The 13,534-nt window shown below is 71.1% G+C and carries 8 protein-coding genes; 6 read left to right on the forward strand and 2 right to left on the reverse strand.

The annotated features are described in order from the left end of the window. Positions 1-59 precede the first annotated feature (59 nt). On the forward strand, positions 60-665 hold the full coding sequence (locus OP04_RS28665) for a TetR/AcrR family transcriptional regulator (protein WP_033342987.1): 606 nt from the start codon (positions 60-62) through the stop codon (positions 663-665). A gap of 324 nt (positions 666-989) precedes the next feature. Here the strand turns inward: OP04_RS28665 and OP04_RS28670 are convergent, their stop codons facing one another. Beyond that, positions 990-2,684 (reverse strand): alpha/beta fold hydrolase, encoded by a 1,695-nt coding sequence (locus tag OP04_RS28670; protein WP_198154009.1) that lies wholly within the window; start codon positions 2,682-2,684, stop codon positions 990-992. A gap of 326 nt (positions 2,685-3,010) precedes the next feature. Here OP04_RS28670 and OP04_RS28675 point away from each other — a divergent pair, with 326 nt between their 5' ends. Genes OP04_RS28675 through OP04_RS50225 form a run of 4 tightly spaced genes read left to right on the forward strand, consistent with a single transcriptional unit; the run spans position 3,011 to position 8,800 of the window. Beyond that, positions 3,011-4,453 (forward strand): NAD(P)/FAD-dependent oxidoreductase, encoded by a 1,443-nt coding sequence (locus tag OP04_RS28675; RefSeq protein ID WP_051799269.1) that lies wholly within the window; start codon positions 3,011-3,013, stop codon positions 4,451-4,453. 24 nt (positions 4,454-4,477) lie between these two features. After that, a complete protein-coding gene (locus OP04_RS28680) occupies positions 4,478-6,676 on the forward strand; it encodes an MMPL family transporter (RefSeq protein WP_033342988.1) in 2,199 nt (732 codons plus the stop codon). 19 nt (positions 6,677-6,695) lie between these two features. Next, positions 6,696-7,391, forward strand: coding sequence for a response regulator transcription factor (locus OP04_RS28685; protein ID WP_033342989.1), 696 nt, complete (start codon positions 6,696-6,698; stop codon positions 7,389-7,391). Next, entirely contained in the window at positions 7,388-8,800 is a 1,413-nt protein-coding gene (locus tag OP04_RS50225; RefSeq protein ID WP_157240488.1) for a sensor histidine kinase, read from the forward strand. Before OP04_RS28685 ends, OP04_RS50225 begins: the two co-directional genes overlap by 4 nt. 236 nt (positions 8,801-9,036) lie before the next feature. Here the strand turns inward: OP04_RS50225 and OP04_RS28695 are convergent, their stop codons facing one another. Continuing rightward, positions 9,037-12,771 (reverse strand): nSTAND1 domain-containing NTPase, encoded by a 3,735-nt coding sequence (locus tag OP04_RS28695; protein WP_051799272.1) that lies wholly within the window; start codon positions 12,769-12,771, stop codon positions 9,037-9,039. A gap of 209 nt (positions 12,772-12,980) precedes the next feature. Between OP04_RS28695 and OP04_RS28700 the strand changes: the two genes are divergently transcribed. Next, positions 12,981-13,526, forward strand: a complete 546-nt coding sequence (locus OP04_RS28700; protein ID WP_157240490.1) for a hypothetical protein — start codon at positions 12,981-12,983, stop codon at positions 13,524-13,526. Positions 13,527-13,534 lie beyond the last annotated feature (8 nt).

Consider the following 13,534-nt stretch of genomic DNA (forward strand, 5'->3'; position numbering starts at 1 on the left):
CCTTCATGCGAGTCGACTCTCACGAAGATACTGAACTCTCTTCGCGATATAGTGTGCTCATGGCCGCGCGCACGAATCAGATGGAACGCACCCGGTCGGCGATCATCACGGCCGCCCGCGAGCTCACCGACGCCGGCACGGAGATCACGATGCCGGCGATCGCGGCCGCGGCGCGCGTCTCCGAGGCGACCGCCTACCGCTACTTCCCCGACCTGGTCTCGCTGCTGCGCGCGGCCGTCGCGGTCGAGGACCAGGTCGCGCTGCTGCGCGCCGCCACGGACGGCGACGACGACCCGGTCACGCGCATCGGGCACGCCGCCGAGATCCTCGGCCGGTCGGTGATCCGCCGGCAGGGCGCGGTCCGCGCGGTCGTCGCGTCCGCGATCGCCAAGCCCGCGATCGCCAAGACCCGCCCCGCGCAGCGCTTCGCGCTGATCGAGCACGCGCTGGCACCGTGGATCGCCACGTCCGGTCTCGCCAGGCATCCGGAGATCGATCAGCTGGTACGCGACCTCGCGCTCGTCATCAGCGCCGAGTCCGTCTTCACGCTGACCGACCTGTGCGGCCTCGCCCCCGACGACGCGATCGCCAGCCTCGCCGCCACCGCCCGCCGCACCACCGCCGCCGCGGTCCGCACGCTCTCCGGCGGGGCGCGAACACCGTGACCGCCGCGGTCCCGGCACCGACCACAGCCGCGACGCCGTGGCCCCGTCGGCGGCAGTGTCCTCGCCGACCCACCACACGCCGGGGCGCTGTCCGGCTTCGGCCAGAGCCGCGTCAGCGAGCGCCCGCGTACCCAGTCGCGGTTCGATCTCATGGGTCGAGTCAACGATCGGTACGGAAGCGGCCATACAGCGGAGACGCCGCCCGGCAGCGACACGTTCGGGGCGTGCCGGGTGGCACGAGCAGACGTTGACCCGTTTCGTGACCAGCGGTCCGCCGGCCGCCGCCGCGGTACGGCGGCGGTCGGCGGTGCGGATGGACGATCATCAGGCTCGCGGCGGCTGCCAGATGGAACGCCGCTCGGTGCCGGCCCGGACACGCTGTTCCTTGGTCACACCCGGTGCCGCGTCGGCAGACATGTCAGCCGACACGCCGGCGGGTACATCCGGGCGCGGCGCGGCGGCACACTCCGCTCCCGGGCTCGGCAGGACGCCGTTGATCAGGTAGGCGTTGACGGCAGCGTCGACACAGGCGTTGGCGCCGAAGTGCCCGTGCTCGCCGCTGTCGCGGACTGTGATCAGCCGGTCGTCGAGGGCCGCGGCCATCGCGGGGCCGCCCCGGTACTGGGTGGCCGGGTCGCCGTCCGCCTGGATCACGAGGCCGGCCGGATATCCGTGCCGTGCCAGGGGAACCAGCGGCTCCGGCGGGGTGAACGAGCGGAAGGTGCAGGTGGTCGGCGCGGCGCCGACCACACCACTGCCGTTGAAGTCCCAGTACGGGTAACGATCCCGGTAACTGCGCATGTCCCGGTAATACGTGTCCAGGTCGGCCGGCCAGTCCGCCTCGCAGGTGACGGTCTCGTACACTCCGCTGTCGACCTGCGGCGGCTCACGGAGCGCGCCGACGGCCGCACCGGCGTCGGCGGAGAGCGCGGAACCGTCCTCGGCAGCCCGGCGCAGCTCCCCGATCACTTCGGCTATCACGTCCCAGATCGGCCGGGTCTGCGCGCTCACCGCGAGGAACCTGTCCAGCTCACTGCGGTCGATCTGCCTCGGCCAGTACGCCGGCCAGCCCTCCGGCCGGTCGATGGTCAGCGGCACGGCGTGGTCGGCCAGCCGCGCGGCCAGGGCCTCCGTGGCCTCCAGCACCTCCTCCCGGCTCGCGCCGAGGTGGTAGGTGGCGTCACGGTCGCCGGCCCAGGCGGCCCACTCATCGACGTTGAACCGGACGCCCACCGACTGCTGGAGACCTTGCTCCCGCCACAACCAGCCGGGGTGGACCGAGGAGTCCAGCACGCTGCGGTGCAGGCGCGCGGGGAACAGGCTGCCGTAGACCGCGCCGAGATAGGTGCCGTACGAATAACCCAGGTAGTTGATCTTCCTTTCGCCGAGGATCGCGCGGATGACGTCCATGTCGCGGGCGGTGTTGGCGCTGTTGATGTACGGCCGGTTCGCCCCGCCGGCCCGCTGACACGCGTCCTCTCGGGCGCGGGCGTACGCGGTGTAGAGCGCGAACTGCTCATCGGTAGGGCGGCTGGTGTGTGGCCGGGTGTCGGTCACCACCTCACAGGTGAGGGCCGAGGCGTCACCGACTCCGCGCGGCTGGAAGCCGATCAGGTCGAAGTGCTTCGCGATCTCCATCTCGCGTGCGCCCAGCGGCATGCTGAGTCCGCCACCGCCCGGACCGCCGGGATTGAGGAGCAGCACGCCTCTGCGCCGGGCCGGGTCGGTCGCCCTGAGCCGGCTGACCTCGATCCGGAACGTGCCACCGGCCGGATCGCGGTAGTTCACCGGCACCGTCACCAGGGCACAGTCCATCAGGTGCCACAGCCCGGCCCACGGATCGATGATGATTCCGCCTTCGGGAGGCTCCGGCAGCACCGGGTCCTGGCACTCCTGCCAGTCGACCGCCTGACCGTAGAACCTTTCGAGCGGATCCCCGCCGGCCGCGCCCGCCAACCCCTGCCCCGCGACCAGAGCCAGAGCCGTCGCGGCGCCCAGCACCGCGGACCGATACCTCATCGAATGCTCCATTCCTGGTTGAGTCGCGACCAGTGGACCAGTCGAGGTGTTAAAGGAGCGTTTCAGTCTGATCCGGACACCCGCCGGGTGACGGGCCGTCCGGTAGACAGGTGCGGCCATGGAGCCCGAGCTCATGGGCCGGGGCCCTCTCCGATAGCCGTGCCCATCGTGCCTACCCGCGACGAGCGTGAGCCGTTGCAGGCGTGGGTGCGGCGTCCGCACCAACCGAGCTCCGATCCGTACCTCTCGGGGTGCGCCCGACCCTGAATCTGGACAGTGTGAGTATTGTGCTGGGATACCGGCCGCTACCGTCAGAGGAGTTACGGATGAGTCACTCGCCGGCAGAGGTCGACTACCTGGTCATCGGCGCGGGGGCGTCGGGGATGGCGTTCACCGACGCACTGATAGGCGGCACGGACCACTCGGTGCTGATCGTCGACCGGCGGCACGCGTCCGGCGGCCACTGGAACGACACCTACCCCTTCGTCCGGCTGCACCAGCCGTCGGCCTACTACGGCGTCGGCTCGCGGAACCTGGGCGCCGACCGGATCGACGAGACCGGCATGTACGAGCGCGCGACCGGGCTCGAGGTTCTTGGCTACTTCCAGGCGGTGATGGAGGAGCACTTCCTGCCCTCCGGGCAGGTGACCTTCGCACCGATGTCGGACTGCCGGGTCGACGGTGAGCGGGTCTCCGTGGTGTCACGGCTGACCAGCACCGTGCGTGAGGTGACGGTCCGGCGGAGCATCGTCGACGCACGGTACGCAGAGGGCGCGATCCCCGCCACTCACCGCCGCTCGTTCGCCGTCGACGATGACGCACGGTGCATTCCGATCAACGACTTGGTACACGCGGACGGCACGGCGAACGGCTATGTCGTACTCGGCGGCGGCAAGACCGCGATGGACGCCTGCCTGTGGCTGCTCGGCCACGGCGTCGACCCGGACGTGATCACGTGGGTCCGGCCGCGCGACCCCTGGATCATGCCGCGAGAGACGGTGCAGGCCAGGGACCAGGTCGGCTCCTATCTCATCTCGTACGCGGCGAGCGTCGAGGCGTCCGCGGACGCGACCTCCGCCGCCGACCTCTTCGCGCGGCTGGAGAGCTGCGGACATCTCACCCGCCTCGACCCGGGGTATGAGCCGGCCGTGTTCCGCGGCGCGACCGTGAGCGTGCCCGAGATCGAGATGCTGCGCCGGATCACCCGGGTGGTCCGCGGACGCGTCCGGCGCATCGCCCGGGACCGGATCGTCCTCGACGACCGCGAGGTCCGTGTCCACGGCCGACCGCTCCATATCGACTGCACAGCCTCCGCGCTGGCGACGCCGGACCCGCGGCCGGTCTTCGAGGCGGGCCGGATCACGATCCAGCCCGTCCAGGCGTCCAGCCTGTCGTTCAACGCGGCGCTGATCGGGTACATCGAGTCCACCCGTGAGGACACGGCCGAGAAGAACACGCTCAGCCCTCCGAGCCGGTACCCGATCACGGCCGACGACTGGATCCGCTCCCGGCGCGACACGATGCTCGCGCATACCCGGTGGCTCCAGGCCCCCGATGTCCAGCGCTGGGTCCAGCACTCCCGGCTGAATATCGCGTCCGGCATCCGGGCACACGTCGCGGAACCGGGGGTGGCCGAGGCGCTCCACACCGTTCGTACCCGGTCGGCACCGGCTCTGGAGAACTTGGCGAAGCTCTCCAACCCTCAAGAAGCCGTCAAGGACGACGGGGGCTCGCCGTCAAGGTCTGAAGCGAGGCTGAGCAGGTCCTAGAAGTCCTGTCTGAAAGGCACTCCGGTGGCTGCACTGTTGTATCGAATCGGGGCCCTCGCGGCCCGTCGCCGACTTATCGTTCTGGGGGCGTCGCTGGCCGTGCTGGCCACCGGGCTCGGCCTGATGATCGGATTCGCCGGCTCGTTCGCGCCCGGCCACTCAATTCCTGGGTCCCCGGCGGAAGCCGCGCTGCAGAAGCTGAACCGGCACTATCCCGGCGCCGCCGGCGTTGAGGGCACCGTGCTGTTCGTCGCACCCAACGGCGCGCAGATCACGGACGAGGCGGTAGTCCAGCAGATGCGGACCGTGCTGGAGGAGCTGCACGGCGTCGACCCGGTCGCCGAGGTGGGCGACCCGCTGCAGGACGTCTCCGGTGACGGCCGGATCGCGGTCGCGTCCATCGGGTTCGACCTGCCGACCGGCACCGAGGTCGAGCCGGAACTACAGGAGGCGGTACGGGCCGCCGGCGACACCTACGACCAGCGGTTCGGCGGCGACGGCGGGCGGGTGCTGTTCGGCGGCGACGCCTTCGAGGAGGAGCTCGAGCCGTTCGGTACCCCGGAGACGATCGGCCTCGGCGTGGCGCTGCTGGTCCTGCTGGTCACGTTCGGCTCTGTGCTGGCCGCCGGCATCCCCATGCTGACCGCGGCGCTCGGCGTGGGCGGCACTGCCGCCGGCACCCTGCTGGCCGCCAACGTGTTCGACGTGTCGCAGAACGCGCTCACCCTGGCGATCATGCTCGGTCTCGCAGTCGGCATCGACTACGCACTGCTCATCGTGTCTCGGCACCGGGCGCAGCTGACCCGGGGTGCGACGGTCCGGGAGTCGGTGGCGATGGCGACCGCGACCGCGGGCAGCGCCGTCACCTTCGCAGGCCTGACCGTGATCATCGCGCTGACCGGCCTCACCCTCGCAGGGGTGCCGATGCTCACCTCGATGGGCCTGGCGGCGGCCGGTGCGGTCGCCATCGCGGTCGTGCTTGCGCTGACCATGCTGCCCGCCGTCCTGTCACTCGCCGGTGAGCGGCTGCGGCCGAAGCCGAACTCCCGGGCCGCCCGCCGTGAGCTGGACACGCAACAGGTCGGGCTCGCCGCCCGGTGGGTAGACGGTGTGATCCGGCGTCCGCGCACGGTCGCCGTGGCCGCGGTGCTCGGCCTCGCGGTCATCGCCGCCCCGACGGTGCAGCTTCAGCTGGCGCTCAACGACAACGGCTCCGCGTCGAAGGACTCCGAGCCGAGGCAGGTATACGACCTGATCGCGGACGCGTACGGCCCCGGTGTCAACGGCGCGCTGGCCGTCATCGTCGAGGGCGGCTCCGTCGCCGAGCTGAACGCTACCGCGGCCTCTGTCATCGACACGGCGTCGGCGATGCCCGGCGTCGCCGAGGTCAACGGCCCGCTGATCGCCGAGGACAAGCAGGCCGCGCTGATTCAGATCGTGCCTGCCACCGGCCCCCGGGACAGCGCCACCAACGCACTGGTCGGCGACCTCGACACCGCACTCATCCCGATCGCGAACCGGACCGGCGACTATGTCGCGCTGACCGGACTGACCGTGGTCGGCCTGGACGCCGTGGCCCAGATCAACGGCACCATGCTCCCGTTCACGATCGTCGTGGTCGGACTGTCCCTGCTTCTGCTGCTGGTCGCGTTCCGGTCCTGGACGATCCCGCTGAAGGCCACCGCCGGGTTCCTGCTGTCGGTGGGTGCTGCCTTCGGGGCGATGGTGGCGGTCTTCCAGTGGGGCTGGCTGGCCGGGCCGCTGGGCGTGCCGCTGGTGGGCCCGGTGCCGAGCTTCGCGCCGATCATCGTGATGGCCGTCCTCTTCGGACTGGCGATGGACTACGAGGTGTTCCTGGTCTCGGCGATGCGTGAGCACTACGCCCGGCACCGCGACGCGCACGAGGCGATCCGGGCCGGCAGCCGCAACGCCGGACGGGTCGTCGTGGCGGCCGCGGTCATCATGATCACCGTCTTCGCCAGCTTCCTCTTCTCGCACGACCCCAATGTCATGCCGATCGCGCTGGCGCTCGCCTTCGGCGTACTCGTCGATGCCTTTGTCGTGCGGCTGACGTTGGTGCCCGCGGTGCTCGAACTGCTCGGCGACCGGGCCTGGCGGCTGCCCCGCTGGCTGGACCGGGTGGTGCCGGCGGTCGACGTCGAGGGCCGCGAGATCGCCGAGAGGACCGAGGCTCCCACTCGCGAGTCCGCGCTCGTCGTCTAAAGCCTTCAGGAGGAGTCAGATGGACAGCACCGAGCGCCCTGACCACGTGCTTGTGGTCGACGACGACCCCGGGATCCGAGGACTGCTGGAGTCCGCGCTGCGCTTCGCCGGGTACGAGGTGGCCGTCGCCGCCGACATCCCGCAGGCGCTGGAGCAGGTACGGACCAGCCTGCCGGACATCATCGTGCTGGACGTGATGCTGCCAGGCGGAACGGGTTTCGACCTCCTCACCATGCTGAGGTCGAAATCGATCGGGGTGCCGGTGCTGTTCCTCACCGCGCGGGACGCGGTCGAGGACCGGGTCCGCGGACTGCAGCTGGGCGGCGACGACTACGTGGTCAAGCCGTTCAGCGTGGTCGAGATCGGGGCGCGGATCGAGGCGCTGCTGCGTCGCCTGCGCGGCACGGCGGCGCCCGCCGGTACGGCCCTGAGCTTCCACGGCCTGTCCCTGGACCCGGAACGCCACGAGGTGCGTCGCGACGGGCTGCGGATCGAACTGTCACCCACCGAGTTCAAGCTGCTGCGCCTGCTGATCACCCGCCCGGGGCAGGTGTTCTCCAAGGCACAGATCCTCGAGTCGGTCTGGCAGTACGACTTCGGCGGCGACTCGGTCGTGGTCGAGCGGTTCATCTCCAACCTGCGCCGCAAGATCGACGAGGGGCACCAGCCGCTGATCCAGACCGTCCGTGGTGTCGGCTACACGCTGCGCCGATGATGCGCCGATGGCAGGCGGGCATCCGCGGGCGACTGCTGGCCGGGTTCCTGATGCTGTTCGTGTTGGCGCTCGCCACCAGCGGCATCGTCACCGCGTTCCTGGTCAACGACTACATCGCGGAGCGCTCGGTGAACAAGCTCCGCGACGATGAACGGCGGATCACCGAGCTGATCGGGGCCGGCCCGCAGACGATCAACTCCGACCAGTTCGAGACCATGCTCGGCCCGCCGCTGGGCATCATGGGCCAGGACCGGGACGGCGACATCCTGTTCGCCATCGGATCGAGCGCCGGGCGGGAGTACGAGCTGGCCCGGCTCGCGAGTACAGCCGCCGCCGGCCAGATCATCGAGACCGGCGACGACGTGGTGGCCGTGCTCGTACCCACGCCGGGCATGCGGATGACCTACGAAGACCGGGAGACCGACGATGTCGCCCGGCTGATCCTGGTGAACGACCCGAGCGTCGACCGGGACACCATCATCGGGTACGCCGGGACGATGACGGCGATCGGGCTGACCGGCGTGGTGGTGCTGATGGCGCTGGCCGTCGTCGTACTGCGGATCGGTCTGCGACCGCTGTCCGAGATGGCGCAGGCCGCCGACGCCATCGCCGCCGGTTCGCGCGGTGAGCGGCTGCCGGTCTCGGACCGCGGGGCCGAGACCGACCTGCTGGCGGCTGCGGTCAACCGGGCGTTCGACGCGCAGGCCCGAGCGGAGGACCGGGCGCGGGCGTTCGCCGCCGACGCCTCACACGAGCTGCGTACCCCGCTTGCCACCATCTCGGGCTGGCTGGAGCTCTACCGGCAGGGCGGGCTCGGCGGCGCGGACCTGGAGCCAGCCGTCGCCCGGATCGAGGACGAGGTGGGCCGCATCCGGCTGCTCGTCGACGAGCTGGGGCTGCTGGCCAGGCTGGACACCGGCAGGCCGCTCGATCGTCGGCCGCTCGACCTCGCGGCGCTGGCGGACAGCGTCGTCGAGGACGCGCGGGTGATCTACTCCGGTCTCACCATCACCCTGGACGCACCAGCGGACGGCGCGACGGTGCCCGGAGACACCGCCCGGCTGCAGCAGGTGCTCCGCAACCTGGTCGGCAACGCGGTGCAGCACAACCCGGCCGGCACCCAGATCAGGCTGACGATCCACCAGGAGCACTCCTGGGTACGCCTCGACGTCGCCGACGACGGCGCGGGCATCGCGTCCGACGACCTCCCCCGGCTGTTCGACCGCTTCTGGCGCGCCGAGGCCAGCCGGAGCCGTGATTACGGAGGTTCAGGCCTGGGTCTGGCCATCGTCCAGGCCATCGTCCGGGCCCACGGCGGCCACGTCACCGTGATCTCCACCCTCGGCACCGGCACCACGGTCTCGCTGTACGTCCCCGGCCCTGACGCCGACGGTGACGAAGTGGCGTAACCGGTTCGCGGCCGACCGGCTCGAAGGGCTGCTGGACGAGCCGCGGCCGGGCCGTGGTGTTGTGCGTCGACGAGAAAACCCAGATCCAGGCCCTCGACCGGACCGCACCGATCCTGCCGATGCCCGGCAGCCCCGCACGGCCGCGGCGTCGACGGCGCCACCACATTCGTCCCCCCGCAGGGCCTGCACCGCCCCCCGATCTGACTCACCGACATCTGGCCGACGTTCGTGGGTTCTCAGGCGCAACCGCCTGCCCCGGGCTGATTCAGTGGTGGGGACATTGCCCGGTCCCGGCTGGTGGGGCTCCGGTCGATCGCCTGGCAGATCAGCTCGATCGCGGCGGCCGGGGTGGGCAGGGTGACGGCCCACAGCCGGACGGTGCGGTCGCTGCCGGCGGTGGCGAGGGTGCGCCCATCGGGGCTGAACGCCACCGCGTTCACGCTGTCGGTGTGGCCGGTCAGGGTGGTGCGGGTCGGCCCGGTGGCCGTGTCCCACAACCGGATGGTGCGGTCGTTGCTGCCCGTGGCCAGGGTGCGCCCGTCCGGGCTGAACGCCACCGCTGTCACGCCGTCGGTGTGGCCGGTCAGGATGCTTCGGGCTCGTCCCGTGGCCACGTCCCACAGTCCCACGGTGCCGTCCCAGCCGCCGACGGCCAAGGCACGTCCATCCGGGCTGAACGCCACCGACGTCGCGTGGCCGGGCAGAGTGAACCGGGTTCGCCCGGTGGCCGGATCCCAGATTCGCGTGTCTTCGATCCTGGAGGTGGCCAGGGTGCGCCCGTCCGGGCTGAACGCAAGCGCGGCCGCGCGACCGTCCAGAGTGCTACGGGTCTGCCCGGTCGCCGCGTCCCACAACCGCACCGAGCCATCGATGCTGCCGGTGGCCAGGGTGCGCCCATCGGGGCTGAACGCCACCGTCAGCACGGCCTTGGTGTGTCCGGTCAAGGTGCTTCGGGCCTGCCCGGTGGCCGCATCCCACAGGCGCACCGTGCCGTCGTTGCCGGCGGTGGCCAGGGTGTGACCGTCCGGGCTGAACGCCACCCCCTGCGCGCTGCCGGTCAGGGTGCTACGGGTCTGCCCGGTCGCCGCATCCCACAGGCGCACCGTACCGTCGTTGCCGGCGGTGGCCAGGGTGCGCCCGTCAGGGCTGAACGCCACCCCGTTCACCCGGTCGGCGTGGCCGGTCAGGGTGGTGCGCGGCTGCTCGCCGGCCACCTCCCACAGCCGCACCGTACCGGTGCTGCCCCCGGTGGCCAGGGTGTGCCCGTCCGGGCTGAACGCCGCCGAGAACATGCCGCCGGGCAGGGTGAGCCGGGGTTGCCCGGTGCCCGTGTCCCACAGTCGCGTGGTGGCCTGGCTGCTGCCGCCGGCCAGGGTGCGCCCGTCGGGGCTGAACGCCAGCCACTGGGCGCTGCCGGACAGGATGGTCCGGGTCTGCCCGGTGGCCGCATCCCACAATCGCACCGTGCCGTCGTCGCCGGCGGTGGCCAGGGTGCGCCCGTCCGGGCTGAACGCCACCGACAAGACGGAGTCGGTGTGACCGGTCAGGACGCTTCGGGTCTGCCCGGTGACTGCATCCCACAGCCGCGCCGTGGTGTCTCCTGCGGTGGCCAGGGTGCGCCCGTCCGGGCTGAACGCCACCGACGACACGGGGCCGGTGTGACCGGTCAGGGTGCTTCGGGTCTGCCCGGTGGCCACGTCCCGCAGGCGGACCTGACCGTCGACGCCGGAGGTGACCAGGGTGTGACCGTCCGGGCTGAACACCACAGACAGCACGTGGCCGCTGCTGCCGGGCAACGTGCCGCGGACCTGACCGGTGGCCACGTCCCACACCTGCACCGTGCCGTCGACGCCCGCGGCGGCGAGCGTACGGCTATCCGGGCTGAACACCGAGGCCATCACGGCACCGGTCGGGATGGAGCGGGTCTGCCCGGTGTCCATGTCCCGTAGCCGGGTGCCGTCGAGTCCGGCGGTGACCAGCATGCGCCCGTCAGGGCTGAACGCCACGGACGTCACGATCTCGGTGTGGTCGGTGAGCGTGCGCCGCAGCGGGCGGGCGATGGCGGCGTACAGGCTGCTCAGCGCCTCGTGGGTGGGGCTGGTCCGGTATGCCTGCACGCTGAGCCGGGCAGCCAGATCGAAGTCGACATCCATCAGTGCAACGGATTGTGCGGCGAGTTGACGTGACACCGCTTCCTGCCGGGCGGTGACCGCGGTCTGCCGCTGTCCCAGGGCCAGCCCGGTGGCGGCGATCGCCACCACGAGCAAGGAGGCCAGGACCGTGGCCAGGCGCCGGGCCCGGCGGACACCCGAGCGTTGATATTGCCGGCTGGCGGCTACCAGGGCGGCGGCGGCCTCCGGCAACCGGCGCCGCGCCGCCCAATCCACGCCTTCCGCCAACTCGGTCCCGTGCAACAGGTCCCCCGGATCGCGACGGACGGCCCAGAGCACGTGCTGCTCCCCGGCCCGGCGCAGCCAGTCCTGGAAACGGTGATCCTGATCGACCCAGCCGCGCAGGGCGCCCCAGTCGCGGATCAGGGCGTCGTGGACGAGCTCGGCGACCGGCACACCAGCCTGGCCATCGGACGGCCCTGCCTGCTGTACGGTCCGGGTCGTCACCAGCCGGTGGTCGGTCAGCACGCCGAGCACCTCGTCGACGATCCGGCCCGGCTCGCCGGCGGCCGCCGGTCCGGCAACCGCGGCCAGCTCACGCAACGTGCTCAGCGGCACCTGCTGCCGGACGGCCGGCACGCCGTGGGTGTCATCGGCCGGGCGCACCAAGGCCGTGAGCAGCCGCTGCGCGACCTGCTGCCGGGCGGGCGACAGCTGGCCCAGCACGGCATCGCACCAGGCGGTCAGGCTTCCCGCGACGCCACCGGTACGTTGGAACGCCTCGTGTGTCAGCCGACCCTCGCTACGCCGCTGCCACACCTGCTCCAGGGTCAGCTCCAGCAGCGGCAGCACCGTGACCGGAGCCTGCCGGGAGACGACCGCCCCGGGATCCGTGGCCAGGACATCGGCGATGATCCGCTCGGCCAGGTCGTCCTGGCACTCGACGCCGACCGCCTCGGCCGGCCTGATGATGATGTCGCGCAGGTCCTGGATGCTCAACGTCGCCGGCACGTTGACCAATCCCGCGGCTATCGCCTCCAGCAGCTCGGGAGCCATCGCCGCCAGCCGGGGGTAGAAGTCGTCCCGCATGATCAACAGCACGGTCAGCTCCGGCCTGCCGACGATGCTGGCGAGCCGGTCGATGACCTCGTGCCGGTCCTGGTCCTGCCCGCCTGCGGAACCCGGGGTCAGCAACACCTCCAACTGGTCGACGACCAGCAGAACACGCTGCCTGGAGCCGGCCTCGTCATTGCCTGTCCGGGGGAGCTCGATCCGGTCGAGCGCACCCATCAGGTCGTCTCCCGCACCAGTCACCACGGGGATCCACCGGTCGCTGCCCGGCAACTGACCCGCCGCCAGCGCCGGCAGTACGCCGGCGCGCACCAGCGAGGACTTCCCCGCCCCGGACGGCCCCAGCAGCAGGACTCCCCGCCGGTGAGTCGCCAATCCGGCCAGGACCCGCTGCACCGCGACCGCACGGCCGAAGAACCACTCGGCATGCTCCGCGGTGAAGACCTCGAGCCCCCGGTACGGGCAGACCTCCAGCGCGGTCGCACGCCGGCGCCCCGCGCGGGCGGCCGCCACGTCCCGCACCATCGTCGTGTGCCACGCCCGCCACGGCCGCAGCTCCGGCTCACCGGCACCGGCGTGCAACGCGCACGCCCGCACGAACGCCTCGACGAACTCCCACGTCGCCGCGGACCGTCCGGTCAGCTTGTCCTGAATGGTGCCACGCGTGAACGGCGTGCCGAGCTTGCTCGTCAACCTTTCGAGATCACGCACGGAAGGGCCGCCGGCTTCCAGCTGCAACCGACGCAGCCGGGTCGCGAAGTCCTTCACCGGATCGACCCGATCCGCCACGACGCCATCCATCGACACCTCCCGCGCTCTCCCCCAGGCTCACCAGCACGAACCCGTCCGGACATCGTCCGTCCTCTGTCGACATGCGACAACGCACTGTCCGAAGAACGTCCGCAAACATCGCCGGACAGACACCCGGACAGATCTTCTCGACCGCAGACCGGCCCGGCATCAGGAGCACGGGTCCGAGAAAGCGATGAGAGGAAGACATGCTCAGCACTGGAGTACGAAGCACGATCGTGGCGGCCCTGGTGAGCGGCGTGGCCACCCGGCGTACCCGCATCGTGGGTGCCGTCGCCGCGCTACTGATGTCCGCCGGCCTGCTCACCGCGACCGCCGCACCGGCCTCGGCCGCGATCGGGCCGTTCTGCGGCTACAAGGTCAACGTCTACAACGCCTGCCTGTGGCTCGACCCGACGAATGAGGTCAGCTACAACGTCCAGGTCGGCTTCGATCGCTACATGTCCAAGGCCGACGCCGACGCCATTCTCGGCTGCCCGGACGGCGGGGCCATGTTCGCCGCCATGTGGCGCGACAGCAGCGCCAGCTCGTCGAACTTCCGTGGGTACGTCGCGCTCCGGCCCGGCTCTCCCGTAGCCGGAGACAATCCCCCCGGGATCTTCGCCGACTTCTTCCAGCCCAACATGTACCTGAACAGGGGGACTGGCCAGGAGAGGGTGTTCGCCGAGGTGACGTACCACGACTGCCGCTACGACGAGTGGTTCACCTACGCCACCGGTTCGATCACCGTCTGATCACTGAG

Source organism: Catenuloplanes japonicus, from assembly GCF_000717135.1.
GTDB classification, from domain to species: domain Bacteria; phylum Actinomycetota; class Actinomycetes; order Mycobacteriales; family Micromonosporaceae; genus Catenuloplanes; species Catenuloplanes japonicus.

Bases quoted from the DNA above. Each gene is read 5' to 3' on its own strand.
- OP04_RS28675 (WP_051799269.1), top strand. From the start codon at position 3,011: ATGAGTCACTCGCCGGCAGAGGTCGACTACCTGGTCATCGGCGCGGGG.
- OP04_RS28700 (WP_157240490.1), top strand. From the start codon at position 12,981: ATGCTCAGCACTGGAGTACGAAGCACGATCGTGGCGGCCCTGGTGAGC.
- OP04_RS28685 (WP_033342989.1), top strand. From the start codon at position 6,696: ATGGACAGCACCGAGCGCCCTGACCACGTGCTTGTGGTCGACGACGAC.
- OP04_RS28665 (WP_033342987.1), top strand. From the start codon at position 60: ATGGCCGCGCGCACGAATCAGATGGAACGCACCCGGTCGGCGATCATC.
- OP04_RS28670 (WP_198154009.1), bottom strand. From the start codon at position 2,684: ATGAGGTATCGGTCCGCGGTGCTGGGCGCCGCGACGGCTCTGGCTCTG.
- OP04_RS50225 (WP_157240488.1), top strand. From the start codon at position 7,388: ATGATGCGCCGATGGCAGGCGGGCATCCGCGGGCGACTGCTGGCCGGG.